General features: G+C 49.2%; 8 protein-coding genes and 1 pseudogene. 7 read left to right on the forward strand and 2 right to left on the reverse strand.

Going from position 1 to position 22,111, the window contains the following annotated elements:
* Window positions 1-132: 132 nt before the first annotated feature.
* Entirely contained in the window at window positions 133-1,029 is an 897-nt protein-coding gene (locus NC981_RS23980; protein WP_348245343.1) for a pirin family protein, read from the reverse strand.
* 980 nt (window positions 1,030-2,009) lie between these two features.
* Between NC981_RS23980 and NC981_RS23985 the strand changes: the two genes are divergently transcribed.
* Complete coding sequence (locus tag NC981_RS23985; RefSeq protein ID WP_348245344.1) at window positions 2,010-2,624, forward strand: Uma2 family endonuclease; 615 nt, start codon at window positions 2,010-2,012, stop codon at window positions 2,622-2,624.
* Window positions 2,625-2,671: 47 nt separating this feature from the next.
* Window positions 2,672-3,727, forward strand: a complete 1,056-nt coding sequence (locus tag NC981_RS23990) for a transposase (protein ID WP_348245345.1) — start codon at window positions 2,672-2,674, stop codon at window positions 3,725-3,727.
* 158 nt (window positions 3,728-3,885) lie between these two features.
* Here NC981_RS23990 and NC981_RS23995 read toward each other — a convergent pair.
* Window positions 3,886-4,428 (reverse strand): annotated as a pseudogene (locus NC981_RS23995) (IS6 family transposase); the annotation flags it as partial.
* Window positions 4,429-4,514: 86 nt separating this feature from the next.
* Between NC981_RS23995 and NC981_RS24000 the strand changes: the two are divergent.
* From NC981_RS24000 to NC981_RS24020, 5 genes are all read left to right on the forward strand, one after another.
* Window positions 4,515-4,652 (forward strand): hypothetical protein, encoded by a 138-nt coding sequence (locus tag NC981_RS24000; protein WP_348245346.1) that lies wholly within the window; start codon window positions 4,515-4,517, stop codon window positions 4,650-4,652.
* On the forward strand, window positions 4,600-5,166 hold the full coding sequence (locus NC981_RS24005; RefSeq protein WP_348245347.1) for an ISAs1 family transposase: 567 nt from the start codon (window positions 4,600-4,602) through the stop codon (window positions 5,164-5,166). Before NC981_RS24000 ends, NC981_RS24005 begins: the two co-directional genes overlap by 53 nt.
* 216 nt (window positions 5,167-5,382) lie before the next feature.
* On the forward strand, window positions 5,383-6,669 hold the full coding sequence (locus NC981_RS24010; RefSeq protein WP_348245348.1) for an Lpg1974 family pore-forming outer membrane protein: 1,287 nt from the start codon (window positions 5,383-5,385) through the stop codon (window positions 6,667-6,669).
* A gap of 221 nt (window positions 6,670-6,890) precedes the next feature.
* Window positions 6,891-7,700, forward strand: a complete 810-nt coding sequence (locus NC981_RS24015) for a peptidylprolyl isomerase (RefSeq protein ID WP_348245349.1) — start codon at window positions 6,891-6,893, stop codon at window positions 7,698-7,700.
* A gap of 120 nt (window positions 7,701-7,820) precedes the next feature.
* On the forward strand, window positions 7,821-22,076 hold the full coding sequence (locus NC981_RS24020) for a DUF4347 domain-containing protein (RefSeq protein WP_348245350.1): 14,256 nt from the start codon (window positions 7,821-7,823) through the stop codon (window positions 22,074-22,076).
* Window positions 22,077-22,111: the final 35 nt, after the last annotated feature.

Consider the following 22,111-nt stretch of genomic DNA (forward strand, 5'->3'; position numbering starts at 1 on the left):
AGTACATTGCCAAAGACAGAGTTGCAAATCGAGCAAGAGCGACTGAAATCTTGAATCAAGCGCTTCAGGTGGTGCTGTCGATCAAGTAGCGAAATTCTGTCCTCGCAGTGCAGGGGTTCTCAAATTTGAGCGCTACATCGGCTGCTCTTTGGGGCGAGGTGGTTCCTCGGGCAGGGGAATGAACTCCGTCTCCTGCGGCACCGATGCAAAGCGTCCCTCACGCCAATCCTGCTTGGCTTGCTCAATCCGCTCGGGACGACTGGAGACAAAATTCCACCACTTATGCCGCACGCCTACAGGTTCACCGCCGACTACAACGCAGCGCGCTGCTTGTTCAGCAGAAACAGTCACTGCTGTACTGGAAGTAAGGACTGCCAGTCGATGCTGAGCAATCGCCATTCCGTTAATCTGCAACCCTTCGGTGACGCTGTATACTGCCTGCTGGGAGTAAGCGCCTGGCAGCGTGAACTGCGCTCCGGGAGCCAGTTGGATATCCAGGTAAATCATAGGCGAGAAGGTTTGCACCGGGGATTTACGACCATAAGCTTCACCCGCAATCAGCGTGAATGAAACGCCGTTCTCCTGCCAAGTCGGTAGATCAGTTGCCGGATGATGCCGAAACCAGGGATCGGTTTCTTCATGCTCGTCAGGTAGAGCAACCCAGGTTTGAATGCCATGCAGGGTCGCTGCTTGAGCGCGATCGTCATCAGGTGTGCGCTCAGAATGCACAATGCCGCGTCCTGCTGTCATCCAGTTCACGGCTCCAGGGCGAATCTCCTGCACACTACCAACACTATCGCGATGTAGCAAAACGCCTTCAAACAGGTAGGTGACGGTTGCTAGATTGATGTGTGGGTGCGGTCTGACATCCATGCCCTTGCCCGGAGGAAAGGTTGCTGGACCCAGATGATCAAAGAAGATGAACGGACCGACTAGGGTGAGTGCGTCTGAGGGCAGCAGGCGACGGGCTTGAAAGCCGCCCAAATCCTGAATATGCGGCTCGATCAGATGTTGGATAGCATCAGTCATTGTGGATTAGCGATCCGGAACGCCTCTTATTTTAAGCCGAAAGACGATTTCGGGCATACCGTGGTGATCGATCAGTCTAGGTCAGTTCAAGTTTTAGTTTTACGGTCTTCTCCAGATACTTGCCGCACTTGCCGTTTGAATGCCCTACTAAACCCAGTTTTCGATTCATAGCCCACCTGTTCGGTGATCGCCCCTAATATTAAGGCACGCAATTCCCTAACCCGGACCTTTTAGTGCCTGCACAGCTTTCTCCCAAATCAATCGCGCGCCGTCTTCACCGGGTCCCCTCAATACCTCGGTAACGATAAACTCCCAGTCTGCCATGCCTTGTGTGGAATCCTTACACTAGGCTAAGTATTCCCATTCGTACCTTATTGGGGACAAGAAGTAGGATTCAACGATCCATTTTCAGCAGGTGCTATTATCTCACGATTTGTTCCTCAAAACCAAATGCGATCTAGATTTTCAGGTGGGCTAGTATCTATCTTGTGTAATAAAATTCTCTTTATTACACAAGATAGATACTAGCCCGTGCCGTCGCGATCGTAATGCTGCTTCAGCAGTACTTGACTTGTGCAGCTTCAAGTCATTGAGCAAGATAGTATTCGGAATCTTCTCGTCTAGTTTGCGACCATAAATCCTTGATTGTTCTTTTTGCGGGCATATCTAGCAATCAGGAGTATAAGAATTCCACCAGCAGCACAAAAAGTGGTTCACGCTCGCAGTTTCGATTAGCTGTTGTCCTCCATCCAATAAGGTCTCAGCTTCTTCTAACGCGAGTTCAAAAGCAGTATTCCATGCAGATTCGCCCCAGTGCGCCGTCAGCTCCAAGACCCGGAGTCTAGATTCTCGGCTTGTTAGTTTGCATGTGACGATCAGCTTTGATGGTGACGAGGTACATAGGGCAGCAATCGCAGAGTGTTCGCTTAAGATTAGAGGATAGAACAGCCAGAAGCACCAATCTTTCAGAGGAAACGGGGATGGTCGTGCAGATTCCGATTCAACGAATTCAAGTTCCACCGGGGCAGCGAGTACTGTTGCACGAGGTCAGTTGGGAGGAGTTTGAGGCGATTTTGCAAGAGTTGGGCAATCATCGGAGCGAGCGAGTGGCGTATTGTGATGGACTGTTAGAGATTATGACTCCTTTGCCAGAACACGAGTATTTCAAGGAAACGATCGGCGATGCAATCAAGGACATGGCAGAAACGCTCGACCTGAATTATGAAAGCTATGGTTCGACCACTTGGCGAAAACAGGCAAAGCAAGCAGGTTTAGAGTCAGATAACTGCTTTTATTTTCAGAATGAAGCCAGAATTCGCGGCAAGTTGCAGTTTGATCTGACTCAAGATCCGCCCCCTGATTTGGCGTTGGAGACTGATGTGACGAGTCAATCGTTAGAGCGGTTTCCGATTTATGCGCGTTTGGGTGTACCGGAACTCTGGTGCTGTGACAGTGGGCAACTGAGAATCTATCACCTCCAGGATGAACAGTATGTTGAGGTGGAACGGAGCAGTATCTTTCCGCAATTAGAGATTGCTGCATTACCTCGGCTGATTGAGGCAAAGCGATCTGAGGAGCGGTTGGCGTTGCGGTGATCGATTCGAGCATGGGTGCGGGAGCAAGTGCAGGATTGAGGAGAGCGATGCCTTTGGTACACGGAACGTGCTTACAAGCCGCAGTTGAAGATAGTTACCATGACATCTATCTTCCAACTGGTTGCGGGTTTTCCATCTGGGCGAATTTGTCTGAAAGCTCCTATTTGCCTAGGCTTCTATCGTTTCTGACTAAAATGGCTCAAGTCTTTTTATTTGAACCATCGGTCGGAGCAAAAATGCCTCAAGCCTACCAGTGGCAATGGATTCCCACGCATTTGACCTTAAAACAGTTTGAAGAATTTGTCTTGCCCCACTTGCACCTCGGCAGTCGCGGTCCTCAGCCAAAGCTCTCTTTGCACGCCATCTTCAACTATATTTTGAAACTGTTGTACCTCGGCTGTCAGTGGAAGGAACTGCCCATCAAGCAGAACAAAGCGGGGCAACCGGAAATTCATTACACTCGGATCTACTCCGCTTTTCGGCGCTTTGAAGCCCAAGGGTGCTTCGATGCCATTTTTGCAGAGACGGTGGTGCTGCTTCACCAGCACGAGTACCTCGATATCAGCGTCATTCATGGCGATGGGACGATGACTGCGGCAAAGAAAGGGGGTGACAATCTCGGATTCAGCGGGCACAAGCACCTCAAAGGAGACAAAGTCGTTGCCTTCTGTGACCGCAACTGCAACGTGATTGCCCCTTTTATTTCAGCTCCTGGCAATCGGAACGAATCGCCGCTGTTGCAGGCAGCGCTGCCACAAGTCACCCGCATCGCCAAGACGGTCGGACTCAACTTGAACCAGACTCTCGTCAGTCTCGATGGGGTCTACGATAGCCGGGCGAATCGCAAAGCCATCTTCAATCGCGGCATGATGCCGAATATTCCTGCAAATCCACGTGGCAGAAACACTCCGAAGCGAGAACGCAAACCGATCTTCGACCCGGCAATCTTTCAGGAACGCTTTTACACCATCGAGCGAGTGTTCGCCTGGGAGGATAAGTTCCGTCGCTTACTGCTGCGCTTCGAGCGAATCAGTGGATTGCACTATGCCTTGAAAACTCTGGCATACACGATGATCAATCTCCGCCATTTCTGCCAGGGCTAACCCCTTTGTCATCTATTCTCCTGGGGGTCTCTGTTGTCGAGACCCAGAATGGTCGTGCTTTGCAATCGGAAATATTGGGAAAAGCGGCAGGAAAACGATCAATTTTGATCATTCTTGTCCTTTGAAAGCTCAATTTGACCCTGCTGTTCAATAGTTCACATCAACCTTTAAGCAAAACCCGCAACCAGGTGATTGTTCAAATATTTGCTTTGCCACAATTCAGTTTCAGCTTCTAGCGTTTGATCTGCCTTCAATTCATCCATGGCAACGGGATAGGCAGCGTTTTTATCGACCGTGATTACCCGTGGAGTTTGAGTGTGCTTGGCTCCTAACACTTTGCGGAAAAAGCGGGTTGCTGCTTTGCCATCTCGCTTCGCGCTCAACATGAAATCCAAGGTGTTTCCATCCGAATCCACGGCGCGGTAAAGATATTTCCACTCGCCTTTCACTTCGATGTACGTCTCGTCCACTCGCCACGAATCATTCGTGGGATTCAAGAACCGACGAATGCGCTTGTCGAGTTCGGGGGCGAATTTCAGTACCCATCGATTGATCGTCGAATGGTCCACCTCGACTCCCCGTTCCGCCATCATCTCCTCTAAATCTCGGTAGCTCAAAGAGTAACGACAGTACCAGCGCACATTCAGCAAGATGATTTCAGGCAAGAAGTGGTGCCATTTGAACAGGGAGTCAGTCGCCATTGAGAGCAAAGCTAGAGAAAATTGAGTCTTCACACCCTACCATTTTTGCGACACAACCACGCGGCGTGGTGCAAGCGGTCATGCCAATGGAACAAAAACTCGTGAGTGAGCAAGAAGTCGTGCGAGTATTGCTGAACGCTGCGGGCTTGAGCGGGATTGGCGTGACGCTCGATGCCTTGCACTGCCAAAAAAACGCTGCACCAGATCGTCAAGCAAGGCAATGACTACCCCGTGTGTGTTAAAGCGAATCAACAGCGATTGTACCGGGGCATCGAGCAACAATTCAAGATGAATCAGCCGCTCAGTTGTTATCAGGAACACGAGCAAGGTCATGGACGGAGCACAAACTGGCAAGTCAGTGTGTTTGATGGAGGCGCAGCATTTGGGCACCACAATGCAGGAATACAATCCTGCATTGTGGTGCAACGACACGGGCATCGAGACGGAAAATCGTTTGACGAGCGACAGTACTACATCAGTAGCGTGGTTACGAATGCTGAACAGTTTCATCGCATCGTTCGCGGGCATTGGAGCATTGAAAACCAATTGCATTGGGTCAAAGATGTCACGTTCAACGAAGACGATGCACCGCAGTCAGGTCGATATGCAGCAGCGAATTGGTCAGTGGTACGCAACTTCTTCATCACCCTGGCTCGGTCAGTAGGCTTTACTTCAATGGCAACTGCAAAGCGACAGTTGGCGATTCAGCTCCAGCGAATATTTCCTCTCCTACAATGAAACAGCCCTGCTCATCTACCGTAGATTTACGGGGATACGAAAAATTGATCACTGATTTTACTGACAGACCAACCTGCTTACCTCAAACTTTATTTGTTTTTTAAGTAGTATTTCTTATGCCACACGGCTTTAGAAGACGTAAGGTAGGAATGTAACATCTGTTACCCTCATCCCCATAAAAGCTGCATCAGCCCCCAAACCGTGTGGAGATTGCTTGTGAAAAATTGTACTTTCGGATTGTTTGCTCTCTCGCTGGCACTCGTGACTCAATCATCAGCGCTCGCAGTTGAACCCCATGCTAAACAACTGACCAAAGATGCAGCCATAAAACCAACCGCATCGAGTCTTGTTGCTGATCCGGTTCCGCCTGCGCCTTCTGCAGTGACTACCTTCTCAGTCAAACAGATTGCAGTACCCACTACTACATCTGCACAACCGATCGCTCAAGCTTCAACCGAAAAGCTCTCTTCTCGTGAACAACAGCTACTAGAGAAGCTAAACCAGCTAGAGCAAAGACAGCAACAGCTAGAGCAAGAACTTAATGCACTCCGAAAGCAACTCCCACCAAGCACAACTCCCCCAGTCGTTACCACTCCTGAACTTCGTTCTCAGCAGGTCGAAGTTTCAGCAGAGGTTCTGTTTCTTAAACCTAGACCTAGCAACTTGATGGACTTCGCGATTCGCGCTCCAGCAGACGCATTAGCAATTAGCGGCGATGTGCAGCAAGTCAATTACAACGATATTGGAGCATTGCGATACGGCTTAACCTACCGTCCTGAGAATACGAATTGGCGAATTGGCGCAACACATACCTCTTTTAGCACCGAAGGACAACAAAGTGCCGCCCGATCCGCAGCAGGATTTCTCTATTCCACCTTCACGCATCCATTCCAGAACGACTCGGCAGACACCGCAGATGCGACTGCAAGACTCAGCTATCGCGCCACGGATCTGGAGATTGCCTACGCTCTTAATCCTAATCGTAGTTTGGGTGTGCGGCTATTTGGTGGATTACGTTTCTCTGATGTCCAGCAGGAGATGAACGTTGGTTTAAATGGACGAGACTTCAATCAAGCAACCACCAGAACCAGCAATGAATTCACAGGGTTTGGTCCGCGATTAGGCGCACAAATTGATTTGAAACTAGCATCTGATTTGAAGCTATTTGGCCGAGGGGCTGGGTCACTGCTACTTGGAAATCGAACAACTTTCTACGAGGAGACAGACAATAACAGAACGGACTTGATTGCTCAATTTAATCCCGGTAGTCAACGGCAGATTGTTCCAGGGCTAGAACTAGCCCTGGGTTTGTCTTGGCAACCCAAGATTAGCCCCGGAGCAAACCTCAATTTCAGCATTGGCTACGAGTATCAGCACTTGTTTAACGTGTCAGATTCAATTCGATTTGTTGATTCTGCAAGTCCAGGAGTCTTCACACAAAGCAAAAATGACTTGAGTTTGCAAGGACTCTTTTTCCTGTTTGGAGTTTCGTCGCAATTCTAAGGTGTTTTCTGATGGTATCCGTATTGCTACTCAATTGCTACTCAATGACTTAATCCTTGAGAAAGCTAAATCCGTTAAATTACGGTCTATTCTGGAGAAATTTCGGTATAGATTAAAATGCAATCAAAGTAAAATATTCTGCCCTGTTGCTGGTGGTATTGCAACATTGCGGTCAGAACTCTCCTAGCCCCACAAACCCCAATTCTTCCTAAAGCATCATTATGAACCTTGATTCCATTGCCCTACTGACGATCGATGACACTTCTATTTCGCTGGGTACTGTCCTGCGATACTATCAACTATCTGGTCGGCTCCTGCCCTGGATTCGTGACATTGTAGAACAGCACATCACTTTTACCGAGATTCAGCACCGCGATGATTTGAATGTCACTCTAGCCGAAGTTGAACAAGCTGCGGTTGAAATTCGAGTACAGCAAAAGTTGGCTGATGCTGCTACCTTCCAGCAATGGCTCAACAGCCAAGGGATGAACTATGACATCTTTCAAAATCGCATCGTTTTGAACTTGAAGCTCGAAAAACTCAAATTGAAGATTGCAGCCCCTAACTTACAGTCGCTCTTTGATCAGCAGAAGGCGCTGCTTGATCAAGTGGAAGTGACCTGCATTGTTTTAGCAGAAGAGGCTTATGCTCATCGGCTAAAAGCGCAAATTCATGAGACAAATGACTTCGATCGAGTGCTGAGCGAGTATGCCGTTGCCGATCCGCTCAAAGTCAGTGTGATGAAGAGCGCAATTCGGTTCGGACAACTCCCTGAAAATGTGCGTGAAGCCCTCCGCACAGCAGAGGTTGGTGGGCTGATTGGGCCCATCGAAATGGAGCAGCGCTGGTGCTTGTTCCGAGTCGAGCAATTTTTGCCTGCCGTACTAGAAGGACAACTTCAAAGGTCGCTCGAAGACCGATTGTTTCAGCAATGGTTAGCTGAGCGAGCGCAGGAAGTTTCTGTCAAGTTGGGTGCGCCCTCTGACTCACTCCCACCAACCTCAACTAGCGTCATGCCCACCGCTGCTTAAGTCTTGCTTTCTAATTCTATTTGTGCCCTCTGAATGACACCTGATCACTCAGAGGCGCGGCTTTTGCATGTTCAAAATCCAATTTCACCTACTTCTTCCAGACACATAGGAGCTTACACCGTGGAACTCAATCGCGCAAATGGCTTACCGTCCGCTCTATCTGCTGAGCCAAGCTTGCTGCCACCCAATCCACTTTCTACGTTGGGTACTTCACCGGGTAACGCCTTTGTGTCTGGAGTATCGCCGTTTGCGAGAGCTTACAGCGCCAGTTCATCCACCGCAGGAACACGATCGCTGGTCATTGTGGATGGTGCGTTATCCACAGATCAACAGCTGCTCAAGGCGATTAACTCAGATCAAGAAATTGTCATTCTCGACCCCACTCAGAACGGCATTCAACAGATTAGTGATATTCTCACTCGCTATCAAAACCTGGAGACGCTTCATATTGTTTCGCATGGAGATGCAGGTTTATTACAGCTAGGCTCAACTGAGCTAAGCCTAGAAACGCTCGATCGCAATGCCGCAGCGCTAACAACTTGGAAAAACGCTTTCGCATCTGGCGCAGATGTTCTGCTGTATGCCTGTAATGCGGCACTGGGTTCGCAAGGCAGCGAATTTATTCAACGCCTGAGTCAGATGATTGGCGCGGATATTGCTGCATCGGACAACCTTACTGGAAGTCAAAAATTCAATGGAGATTGGACACTAGAAGTTAACACGGGTGAGATTGCCGCCAAGCTTGCGTTTAATCCAGGCGCGATCGCGCTTTACGATTCAACTTTGGCAGCCATTTCGACTGAGGTTGTGCAGGGTCTCAAATCAGGCTTACAGCAGTTTGCAACTTGGAGCGATCGCATTGAAACACTGTCGGGATTTACGACAGATATTCCCGTAGTCGGAACATCGATCGCAAAGGTGATTGATGTCAGCTCGCTGCTAGAAAATCAATTAGTTGATCCTTTAGTCAGTTACCTTGACACTGATGCGACTCCGACTGTTGAAAAATTTGTCAATCGCATCAAATCGCTCAGTGCAACGGTTGGTGATCTGACATTTATCCTTAATCCTGATTCTGTTACAAGTGCATTACTGGGTAAGGATTTAAGCTTTAATCTGAAGTTTGAAGCAACGCGCACGGTACAGACAGACTTTAACCTAGGAGAGCAAGCTGCCTCGGATTTTGGCGTGAAATTGAATGGCTCAACGATCGTTGATCTAACTGGAAAGCTTGTCTTTGATCTTGCCTTCGGCTACAACACAACCTCTGGACTCGCACCTTCAGAAGCTTTCTATGTGAAGGTAAACGATCTATCTGCAAACGCGATCGTGCAAGCTAACAATCTGAATGTTGACTTACAAGTTGGCTTCCTGGGTGCAGACGTGCAGAACGGTAGTCTGAACCTTGATGCGAAGCTTGCCGCTCAGTTCAATGATCCAAACGCAGATGGCAAACTCACCCTGGATGAACTACAGGAAACATCGGTTACAACCCTAGTTTCGTTGACTCCAACTGGTGCATTAAGCGTCAATCTACCAGTTTCAGCCCAGTTTGCAGGACTCTCAATCACCGGAACACCGACTTTAACGATCGCGGATGACAATGTGTTCACAGGTGCGCTGCCAACAGTTGATGTCGAAGACTTCACACAATTACTGAGGTTCAAGCAGCTTACGCCTGCGGATGTAGTCAATCTGCTACGTCAAGTCGGTGGCGCGCTGCAAAATGTATCGGCTGGACTCAATCCAGAAGGTGGAATTCCCTTCCTCAAAGAGGGTATCGATACGGTGGTTGACTTCACCAAAATGATCGGTGATTTGACCAACGGCTTTTTTGACCAGATTATTAATGCTTCGCGTGATGCTGTACAAACTGGAATTTTAAGCGCGAATGCTAGCTTTAATCTCAAGTTCAACAACGAAACGCCGATTACTGTGACGGTGGCGCGTGATACCACCAACAAGAATTTAGATGATTTAGTTGCGGATTTGAATGCTACGATCGCGGCGGCAAATCTAAATCAGCGCATTGTAGCTCAGCGATCGGGCAGTCGCTTGAGTTTGAAGGCGTTGAAGTCAGGCGAGACGGTTTCGATCACTTCCACAAGCGACAACACTGCGACAACTGAGTTAGGCTTTAACACCAGTGGAACAAGTATTGCAGTTCAGAAATTCAGCACGATTCAAGAATTAGTCGATCAGCTTGTAGTGCTAACGGGGCTGAACAAGGCAGGCATTGATGCAAAATACGATGCTGCAACCAATGCTTTAACCTTCAGAATCAAACAGAGTGGAGATTTTGATAAATCGGCAAGTTTTGACTTTAGCCGGGACATCGACCTCAATATCGCAACTCTAAACCTTGCAGGAGGCGCAACTGGAACCTTCGCAGTCAATGCAGGATTTGATCTTGGTCTTGGAATCAATCTGAGTCCACTCGGTGACGGATTTGTCCTAACAAATGCTATGACACTCGCGAGCTTGAATGCAGGTGCGGGTGTTCAAAATACTGCGGGTAAAGCGGACATCAAAATTACGCTCCGAGATGGCACTAGCTTTGAAGTAGACTTCGATGATGCGACCACAGTTGGAGAGGTAATCAGTCGAATTAATGCTAATGGCAAAGTGACTGCTAGCATCAGCGCAGATAAGACTGGGCTGAAATTAGTTGACACAACATCCGGGAACACTGCATTCACGATCGCAGCGATTAATAGCTCTTTAGCAGGTTTAGGGCTAGGCATTGTTGGCTCTGATGTCGATAAGGATGGCGCAATTGCTGGAGCCGCGTTGCATGGGGATAGTTTTACGAAACGAGCCTTCTTGACCAAAGACAGCAGCATCTTTGCAAATGCAAAAGTAGGCGCGAATAATATTGGTCTGTCAGCCGCGCTCTCAATCTTGGAAATTGGTGTTCAAAATGGAACTGCATCGATTGATCTGAATGCTGCTTTGGGCTTAAAAGACCCAACCGCAAACGACTTGGGAATTACGCTGAATGATATCCTCAGCAACACCAATACGCTGAGTGCATTAGTTGATCCAACTTTTCAAGTTACGGGTGGAGTCACGCTTCCGATCGCGATCGAGGGTCTTTCTGATTTTGGGCTAGAGCTTGGAGCACAACCCAAGCTTGCCCTTGACTTCATTCTCGATCCGCTCGCACCTCAAAAGCTGAAAACGACCGCAACCGCAGAAGGGTTTACTGAAATCGTCAATCGCTTCAAAAACTTCTCTACCAAAGATGTGTTGCAATTGGTGGGTAAAGCGATCGAGTTTCTGCGTGATGACGACGTGAAAGCGCTAAACGTAAAGTTGCCGCTTGTCAATCAGTCGCTTAATGAGCTTTTGGATTTCCTAAAACCGATCGAAGATGCTTACGCCAACATTCAGAACGAACTCAAGGGCATCAAATCGCTGCTCTCTAACAAGCTGGGGGACATTCGGACAGAACTGACAAAACCAGCTTTTACCAATTCTTCATCTGAGACAACTCGCGAGCAACTGACACAAGCACTAGATCTCTTAGATGGTGCGATTCAAAAGATTCCAACTAGCTTAGATGCTCTGGCTGATGTCGTTCCTGCACAGGTAATCAGCCAAATGGGACAAGTTAGAAAGTTGCTTAATAGCTTGCCTGTTGCGGTTGATAAAACAGCCATTAAATCAGCGTTTGATGCCTTTGTTGCAGAGCTTCCTTCAGTTCAAACAATGGCGAAGTTTCTGTTTGAGGCATTTGGATTTGAATTTCCGCAATTTGGCGCACCGATCGCTCAGGTTCGCACCAGTCTCAATACAACAATTCAGGCGATTAACGGAGTCAACAAAACTAGCCTAGAAGATGCTTTAGCGCTCACTGATCAGGGAATTGCTCAAAGTAATCCATTCACAATGGCAAGAGCATTCACCTCGCTTGAAACTGCGATCAAATCGCTTTCTGGTAGTCTTTCAACCACTGAACTGAACTCCCTAAACTCAGTTCTGTCAGATTTCTCGAAAGCATTACCTCAAAGATTCTCACTGTCGTTTGGCAGCAATGGAGAACTATTATTCGACTTTGATTTAGACATTGCTCAATATACAAAACAGGACATTCCGCTCAATTTTTCTCTAGATAACAACGGAATTCCGGTTCCGATCGACTTCCGCACCGAAGGCAACATCGATATGCTGCTGGGCGCAAGTTTAAATCTAGGCTTTGGGTTAGATTTCTCTACTGTGACACCGTTTATCCAGGCTTCTACTGGACTTGAGCTTTACGCACAGTTCGATGTTACTAACTTTGGCGTAACTGTGGGTCTAGGTGGTGTTGAAGCCAGCTTGGGGAATGGTAACGGCGCACTCTCACTCAAAGATGGAACCGATCCGGCTTCGTTTAAGGTGGGACTGAAAGATCCCAATAGCGATGGCAAGATTCTGTTCTCAGAACTCGGTCTTAACAGCCTTGAGTTCACAACCAAAGGCGGAATTGATGTCAGTTTACCCGTGGCACTCGTAGGGACTGAAATTGGCACTGTCACTGCTACACTTCCTGATCTGACTGATTTCAGTACCTTCAAACTTGCTGCCCCCGATGGGCTGCTCGGTGCTCTCGCGAATGGTGAGCTTGACTTAAATACGCTCCTCACCGGAATTGATTTATTCTTGGGAGTTCTGCAAAAAGGACTGGAAAGTGATGTTCTGACCAAGCTCCCGATCGTTGGTAAAAATCTTAATCTCGGTGGTGCAGGTTCGTTTATCAGTGACCTGCGTAATGAATTCCTCAAGCCGTTACGTGAGTTGGTGGAAACGGGACCAACCAAAGTCGAAGAGGCAATTCAGCAAGTCATCTACGATAACCTCAATCCGCGTGGCATTCTCAAGCTAACCGATCGCAACAATGATAGCGTTATCGACTTCAAAGATGTTGCTGTTACTGTTGACATCAATACCGGAGAACTGTCGATCGATTTCCGCATTGGAGGACAAAGTAGGTTTGAAACCGATTTTAATCTCGGTCTAGATGCTTTCGTCTTTGACTTTAAGACTACAGGCGGAGTCGAACTAACCCTAGACTATGACCTACAACTAGGATTCGGAGTCAATCTTACCGATGGCTTCTTCCTCAAAGTGCCAGCGAATGAAGCAGACTTTAAGTTTGGTCTTGGAGTTGCCCTCAAGAACGGCACTCAAATCTCTGCTGATCTCTTTGTTCTGAATGTTGCAGCAACCAACAAATTGTTGAAAGAAGCAGACGACGACAAAGACTATAACCGGGATGGCGACAAAACCGATGAATTCCAGACAGGCATTAGTGGGGAACTCGGAATTGACCTTGTAGACCCGAACGACGATGGCAAACTGCTGTTGTCTGAATTACGCGACACGAAACTTGGGGCAACGCTCAACACCAGCGCTGTTGTCTCTCTCAACTTGGCGGCGGGTCTTGGTCCAACTACAGGTCTGTTGCCCAAAGTGAGTGCTGATCTCTTTGTTGAGTGGACATTTGATAAAGGATTTGGGGCAAGTGCAGGCGGTGGCGAACTAAAAGCGCCGATCGTCTCGCTCAACAATCTCGGACTAGATCTTGGCGACTTCATGACCAGTGCGATCAAGCCACTGCTTCAAAGTGTCAATGAGTATCTCAAACCGATTCGCCCGGTGTTAGATCTGCTAGAAAAGGAACTTCCGGGAATTTCAGACCTTTCTAAACTTGTGGGTCAAGGGCCCGTCACCTTCATTGATGCGATCGCGCTCTTCGGGTCAGGTGGTGCGACCATTGCTCGTTGGATCAACATTGTGCGATCGATTGATTCGTTTATCCAAGAGTCGGCTGAAACCGAAGGCAACATCTTTATCAGCTTTGGTGACTTTAACTTCTCTCAAGACCTCCGTAAGGCTGGCAATATTGACCTCAACAGTGGCAGCTTCAGTGCTCCCGTTACCAGCGTTGATGATTCGCTGAACAGCCGACTTAAATCAGGCACAGGCACAACCTCCGGCGCAATTTCCAAGATCAAAGGTCTCTTTGGTAAGCTTCAGCAAGTCGGAATTGATTTTCCATTGCTCAGCGATCCAGCCAGTGTTCTCGGCTTATTCCTTGGAAAACCCGTTGATCTAGTCACCTGGAAGATTCCGGAACTCAAAGCTGAACTCAAATACTCGCAAAAATTTGGTCCAATCATCCCCCCAATTCCGCTCTTTGCCACGATCGGTGGCACTTTGGGAGTAGCTGCAAACTTCTCGATCGGGCTTGACACAAGCGGTATCCAGAAAGGTGACTTCTTCAAAGGCTTCTATTTTGGCGATCGTGCCAATGTCTTTAGCGGCGATGACATTTCAGAAGTCTCGCTTTATGCCACCTTTACCGCAGGCGCTTCACTGTCGGTTGTAGTTGCTGAAGCAGGCATCGAAGGCGGCATTAAAGCGAATATCGGTGCGAACTGGAACGATCCGAATAACGATGGCAAGGTCTACATTGATGAACTGCTATCAACGCCGCTTCCCTGTGTCTTTGACTTGTCTGGCTCTTTAGATGCGTTCCTACGTGCCTATGGACGCATTGGCATTGATACCTTCCTGTTTGGATTTGTCACGCTGTTTGAAACAGACATCACGATCATTGATGTCACCCTGTTCGACTTTAATCTCAGTTGTGAAGAGCGTGCGAAGCCACCTGTTTTAGCGGCAGTTGAAAACGGCGTGATGAAGCTCAACATGGGCAGTCGAGCTTCGCTGCGGGGTGAGGGTCAGACGGATGGAGACGAAAACTTCACCCTCAAGCAGCTTGAAGCTGGCAAGATTGAAGTGACTTACGCAGGTTACACACAGGTTTATAGCAATGTAACTTCAATCGAAGGAGACGGCGGACAAGGCAGTGACACGATTCTCCTCGATGATTCGATTACCGTCGCTGCCATCCTCAGAGGTGGAGACGGCAATGACAAACTCAAGGGCGGCTCTGGTAACGACACCATCAGCGGCGGTGCTGGCAATGATCAACTCCAAGGCAGTGTCGGCAATGATACGATCGACGGCGATGAAGGTAACGATCAATTAATCGGCGGTGCTGGTGAAGACACACTGAGAGGCGGTGCGGGCAACGACAGTATTACAGGTGACACAGGCACAAATGATGTGTCGATTGCCTTCAAGGACACGATCGACGGTGGTGATGGTGACGATAACATTCGAGGCGATGCGGGTGATGATGACATCACAGGGGGTACGGGTCGCGATACGATGTTTGGCGGTCGAGGTAATGACACCCTTCGCGGTGGCGATGGTAATGACTTGATCGAAGGTGGCGCGGGTGCTGACCAAATTTTTGGCAATGCAGACAATGATCTACTCTATGGGGATTCCACAACCGCACCTGATGCCAGTGTAGACGGTGATGATGTAGTCTACGGCAGCAGCGGCAATGATGTTCTCGAAGACCTGAGCGGTAACAACCGTCTCTTCGGGGATGATGGTGACGACCAGCTTAAAGCGGGAGCTGGCAACGATTACCTAGAGGGTGGTGCAGGTAGCGACATTCTCCGGGCAGGTCGAGGCGGCGACCAACTGATCGGAGGTAGCAGCACTGTAAACGCGACGGTTGATGGTAATGATGAGCTTTACGGGGAAGCAGGCAACGATGTGCTGCTCGGCGATCACGGCACGATCTCGCCGAATGGGGTTGTCACTCTGACAGGCGGCACTGGAGCCGACAAGCTCTATGGCAACGATGGCGATGATGCCATGTTCGGTCAGGGCGGCGACGATTTGCTTGAAGGTGCAGCAGGCAACGATGCGCTCTTTGGTGGACAAGGAGCGGATACCCTGCGCTCTCAGGAAGGCGATGACTACCTTGAAGGCGGAGCAGGAAGCGATACGATTAACGCAGGAGTCGGCAATGACTTAATTCTGGGTGGTTCTTCGACCTATCTCCCTGAAGGCGGTGTAGATGGTAGCGATACGATTACTGTCGCCGATGGTAATGACATTGTTGTAGGTGACGATGGCAAGGTTCTCAGCAGCAATGGTCAAGCTGTACTGTCGGTCGCACAAGTTAGCACGATCGAAACCAATGGCGGTGCGGGTACAGATACTGTTTTCGGTGGTGCTGGTAACGACATTATCTTTGGGGGCGGCGGTGCTGACAACCTGATCGGCGATGCCGAAAGTGTGAGCAGTGACGACATCATCGTGGGAGACGAAGGAAGCTGGAGTGCAACTCAGATTCGAGCGATCGCGGGTTCTGGTGGTGCAGATACGATCTCTGGTAGTGGTGGTAATGATATTCTCCTTGGTGGTGACGGCAACGACACCATTACAGGAGATGCAGGAGAAGACATTCTTCTGGGGGATAGTGGACAAGTCACTCGTACTCAAGCTGGTGTTGTTACCCGCATTCAAACTGCAAGTGCGAATAATGGTGGCAATGATACGCTATCGGGAGGCGACAATGCTGATGTGATTCTGGGTGGATCGGGCGACGATACGATCGCAGCAGGAGCCGACAATGCAGTGGATATTCTGCTCGGTGACAACGGTGTTGTTGTTCGGGCTGATGGTAGCCAAGAAGCGAATGATATCTATTCAACCAATGAAGCTGTTGGTGGACAAGATACAATTACGGGCGGTTTAGGCAATGATGTCATTTTGGGAGGAGCAGGAGCCGATCAGCTTACAGGCAATGAAGGTGATGATGTCGTTCTAGGCGATAGCGGCTATATCACCCGCAATGCGACTAACATCATTGAGCGAATCGAAACGCGATCGTCGAGCCAAGGTGGTAATGACACCATCAACGGGAATGAAGGCGATGACATTCTGATTGGCGGTGCGGCAGATGATACGGTTAGCGGCAATACAGGTCTCGATGTGATTCTGGGCGATGGTGGTCGTGTCACATACGCAAATAGTGTAATCACTCAGATTGAAAGCGCTGAACCCGTTGCAGGTGGCAATGATACGTTAAACGGTAATGAAGGTGCGGATACTATTCTGGGCGGTACGGGTGATGACACGATCGACGGTGGTAGCGATGACGCGATCGACATTCTGCTCGGTGACAATGGCGTTGTCGTTCGAGCCGAGGGTAGTTCGGAAGCGAATGATATTTATTCCACAGATCCAACAAATGGCGGTCAAGACACGATTACTGGAGGACTTGGCAATGACATTATCATCGGGGGTGCAGGCGGAAGCGATAAAGCGGGTGTTGGTGGAGACCGCTTGTTTGGCAATGAAGGCGACGATGTAATTCTCGGTGATCATGGCGAAGTTGCTCGTACCACAATGGGCTATCTATTTGATACGAGAGATCCTGAGCAAGGGGGCGATGACACGATCGAGGGCGGTATCGGCAGTGATGTGATCTTTGGCGGTTCCGGGAATGACACCATTACCGCCAGTGCTGGAAATGATATTGTGATCGGCGACAACGGTCTTGCTTCTCTAACTGGCAGTCGTATTCCCTCCTATGTGCAAACCCGTAGTTCTGAATTTGATGGTAACGACATCATTCAAGCGAATGAAGGAGATGATCTGGTCTTTGGCGGTGGGGCAAATGACCAGATTACGGGTAGCCTTGGCGAAGATATCCTGCTAGGCGATTATGGTTCTGTTTCCCGTGACAGTACGACGGGAGCGATTGGAGCGATTCAATCATCTGATGGAAGGTTTGACGGTGCAGACGCGCTCGAGGGCAACGAGGGCGACGATCGGATTTTCGGTGGTGGTAGTAATGACCAAATCGAAGGCAATAGTGGACAGGACATCATTTTCGGTGATGTCGGTACTATCAGCTACCTTTCATCCGATGGTAAAACGGTTCTTGGCTCCATTGTGACGGTGCAGTCTAACATCAGCGGCAACGATACGATCACAGGCGATGAGGGCGACGATCGCATTCTCGGCGGTGCTGGCAATGACCAAATTAAAGGCAACATTGGGCAAGACATCATTCTCGGTGACAATGGCGCTCTCAGTTACCGGACTGAAGGCGAAAATCTCCTGACCGCGATTAGAGCCAGTGATTTCGCGATCGGTGGGGATGATGCGATCGAAGGCAATGAGGGTGACGATCGCATCTTAGGGGGTGCTGGTAACGATACGATTCAAGGTAACACCGAACAAGACATCATTCTGGGCGACAATGGCAACCTGCTGTATTTCCTAGATGACAATCTGAATACGCTAGATCGAATCGAGGTTGAAGCACCAGAAGTCGGTGGTGATGATACGATCTCTGGCAATGACGGCAACGACATCGTGATTGCTGGTGCTGCGAATGATTCTGTAACTGGAGATGCTGGAGATGATGTTCTGGCTGGAGATAACGCTGAAATTACCCTGGAGAGTGGGAAGATCAAGCTATTCTCCAGTAAAGCTCCAGATATTGGTGGTGATGACACCATCTATGGCGGAGCAGGCATCGATTTGATTTTGGGTGGCTTTGCTGCGGATGTCCTCTACGGCGATGCTGGAAACGACAGAATTTTAGGAGATAACGGTCGGTTTGACTTCGCTTTTGCAGGGGATAGTGTCGTCGGTGTAGATAATGACCTCTTGACCTTAGATGTCATCACGACAAGCGATCCAACCCTCGGTGGTAACGATCGCATCTATGGTGGAGCAGATGAAGATCAATTGCTAGGCGGTACGGGTGCGGACTTCATTGCCGGAGATAAAAGCGTTAATGCTAACAGTCTCGCTTCTAAAGAGTGGTTGATCGTCGGCGAAGGCGATTTCAACAACGATGGCAGAATAGACTTACTGTGGCGCAATCAGAGCCAAGGCGATGTTGCGGTCTGGTTGATGAATGGCGAGAACGTTCTAGATTTCGCGATCATGCCATCCAGTGTTGGATTGAACTGGACGATTGAATCTGTCCGTGACTTGAATAACGATGGCAAAGCGGATCTCGTCTGGCGTGACAATGCTGGAGGTGGCGTTGCAGTTTGGCTGATGGACGGTAAGAGGGTCCTAGATGCAGGATTTGTTCCTAACATTGCGCTGAACTGGAGCATTGAGCACGTTGGTGACTTGAACAACGACGGCAAAGGGGATCTCGTCTGGCGTGACAATGCTGGAGGTGGCGTTGCAGTTTGGCTGATGGACGGTAAGAGGGTCCTAGATGCAGGATTTGTTCCTAACATTGCGCTGAACTGGAGCATTGAGCACGTTGGTGACTTGAACAACGACGGCAAAGGGGATCTCGTCTGGCGCGACAATACTGGAGGTGGCGTTGCAGTTTGGCTGATGGACGGTAAGGCAGTCTTAGATGCAGGATTTGTTCCTAACATTGCACTGAACTGGAGCATTGAAGAGGTTGGCGATCTCAACAACGATGGCAAAGCGGATCTCGTCTGGCGTGACAATGCTGGAGGTGGCGTTGCGGTTTGGCTGATGGACGGTAAGGCAGTCTTAGATGCAGGATTTGTTCCTAACATTGCACTGAACTGGAGCATTGAAGAGGTTGGCGATCTCAACAACGATGGCAAAGCGGATCTCGTCTGGCGTGACAATGCTGGAGGTGGCGTTGCGGTTTGGCTGATGGACGGTAAGGCAGTCTTAGATGCAGGATTTGTTCCCAACATTGCACTGAATTGGAGCGTTCAGGGGGTTGGTGATCTCAACAACGATGGTAAAGCAGATATCATTTGGCGCGATCGCGGCGGTGAAGCAGCCGTTTGGTTAATGGATGGCAAATCAGTTCAAGGTGCTGCACTATTTAGTGAACGACTTGTGTCTTCACTCGATAAAACCATTCCATCGGATGACCTATTGATGGGCGATCATGGCATTGTGTATCAAGCACTTCAGCGCGATCGCAATTACATCTCGATCGATACCCAGATTAGCGATGGCGGCGGCAACGATACGCTCTATGGTGATCAAGGCGATGACATCCTGCTAGGTCAGCAAGGCAATGACGACATGAATGGAGGTGACGGCGAAGACGACATGCTCGGCGGTCATAACGTCATTGGTGGCGCGGATGGAGACGATACTATGGAGGGCGGTGCAGATGCAGATGTGATGATCGGTGACAATGGCACGATTACACGCCACCTTGTGAATGGAGCGTGGCAGCGCTATGTGGCTCCTTTTAACAGTGTGATTCGAGACATTGTGCGCTTCGATGATGTCGATCGTATCGGTGGCAATGATGTGATGCGCGGCGGAGCAGGAGACGACATCATTCAAGGTCAGCGTGGAGATGACTGGATTGATGGCGGTGCAGGCGATGATGAACTGTATGGGCAACTCGGTAACGATACGATTGGTGGAGGCGAAGGGCAGGACACAATCCTGGGTGATGTGGGCATCATCGTGCGCGATTACAACTCGAATGGCACTGCGAGAATTAACCTGAATGGCTCATGGCATCGCGATGTCATTCTCACAGATGTTGGCAGGTTGACGGGAGCGGTGAGCGGCACTCAGCCAGGGCAATTCCAGAACCCAGACTTGCTGTTACTGGCAGGTGAATATGATGCCGCAGGCAATAAGGTGCTAGAAGCAGGACAGTGGAAGCTTACAACCTATCAAGTCTCGCTGTTTGCGGATGGAAATGACACGATCGATGGCGGCGCTGGGGAAGATGCGCTCTTCGGTCAGCGCGGGAATGACTTTATCCAAGGAGGGACTGGAAACGATTACATTGAAGGAAATGCAGGCAACGATAGCATCGAGGATAGTTCAGGGGATGACTTCATCATTGGGGACGATACGGTCAATCTACTACCCTTCAATACGGAATTGCCAACGGTAACTCGCGGTATTCATCTGATTGAGCAATCGGTGAACTTAAACCTAGAGTTAGGGCTGTTTGGTACAATCGTCACCCCAACGATGACGATCGTTCCGAAGCCGTTCTACGGATTACTACCGACCTTGACCCGGACACAACCGCTTAGCCGTGATAACTCACCAACTCCGGTCATTGATACACTGCGACGCGCGAATGGAAATCGGCTGAAACCATTTGTCTCGGTCATTCCTAATGCGGTGGATCATCTAGATATGCTTGCAGGTAATGATCAAATTCTGTCTGGCATTGGTCTAGATACAGTGGTCGGAGATAACTACGTGAACACTGTCCCGCTTCGGACTGGAGTCAGCGCAGTTGATCAGAGCTTCGATTTGATGACGCGATCGCTGTATCACTTGATGTACGACTTGCATAATCTCGAACTTGCTGCCACGGGTACCAGTGGAGTACAACCACAAGAGTTAACCGTAGGCGGTGATGTGATTGATGCAGGGGGCGATCGTGACGTGGTAATGAGTGATAACGGTCTGGTGTTAAGCGGTCTAGTGGTGAAGGCTCCCTCTGATGCGGCTGCACTCAGTCAGCAGATTGCTGATCTTCAGCAGGTTCTGAGCGCATTTAATATCACTGTGAATGCTGTTGCTGCACCACTTAGTGGTACGACAAATCAGCCTTACACTTTCGCGATCGGCAATGATCAAGTCAACGGTGATGGCGGTGACGATAAACTGTTTGCTGACGATACGCTGATCTTAGAGCCGATCTTCCGCAATCCAAACTATGTCAAGGGAACATTCTGGAACTACGCGCTGATCGGATCTGACAAGCAAGCGCGATCGGATCTGCGCGAGTTCAATCTGAAGCTCGGCAACGACCAGATGAACGGGGGTGATGGCAATGACTTTATGGTTGCAGGATACAGTAATGTAATCTTGCCCTTGGTTGATCGCACGCCGCGAACGGATGCTGAACGGACTCAATTGCAACGAGATCTAGAGCTTTTATCTGAGGATGTGAAGACATTTATCCGCGACTTGCATACCTCAACTCACGGCATCACGTATCCCAATGCAAATCAGCTTCATACCTTGATTGCTGGAAACGATCGCATGGACGGCAATGGTGGTGATGACATCATGCTTGGAGATAACATCACGCTGATGTTACCCGTCATCAATCGTGGACTGGATCTCAATTTTGAGCTGAATAAGAGCTTCTTTGACTACGAGGACGAAGAGCATAACTTCTTGCACGCATTCCCACACCAATACAACTTCATTTACCGGATTCCTGGCTCTGCGGTAACGCAGCTTGCGGAAGATACGATCTTTGGCGGGGATGGCAATGACATCATGTTTGGTCTGCGTGCTGCCGATCAGATGCTTGGAGGCAATGGCAATGATTATGTGTTTGGCGGCGCGGAAACTGATGCGCTTGAGGGTGGTACAGGAACAAATGTTGTTCGGTCTACGAATCCCAGCCCAGCCGATTTGATTGCGATTACTCCAACAATTCGGATTGCATTGTCAAATCTGCTTACGCCAACAATGCAGAGATCGATCGTCGAACTGGATCAATCAAAGAACAACTTAACGCTCGATGGAGAGCTTTTGATTAACTTCCCAGAGTAATTTGTTTGAGATGGAGAAATTGCCGTCTGGCAATT

It is taken from the genome of Leptolyngbya sp. DQ-M1, assembly GCF_039962505.1.
Classification (GTDB): domain Bacteria; phylum Cyanobacteriota; class Cyanobacteriia; order Leptolyngbyales; family Leptolyngbyaceae; genus Leptolyngbya.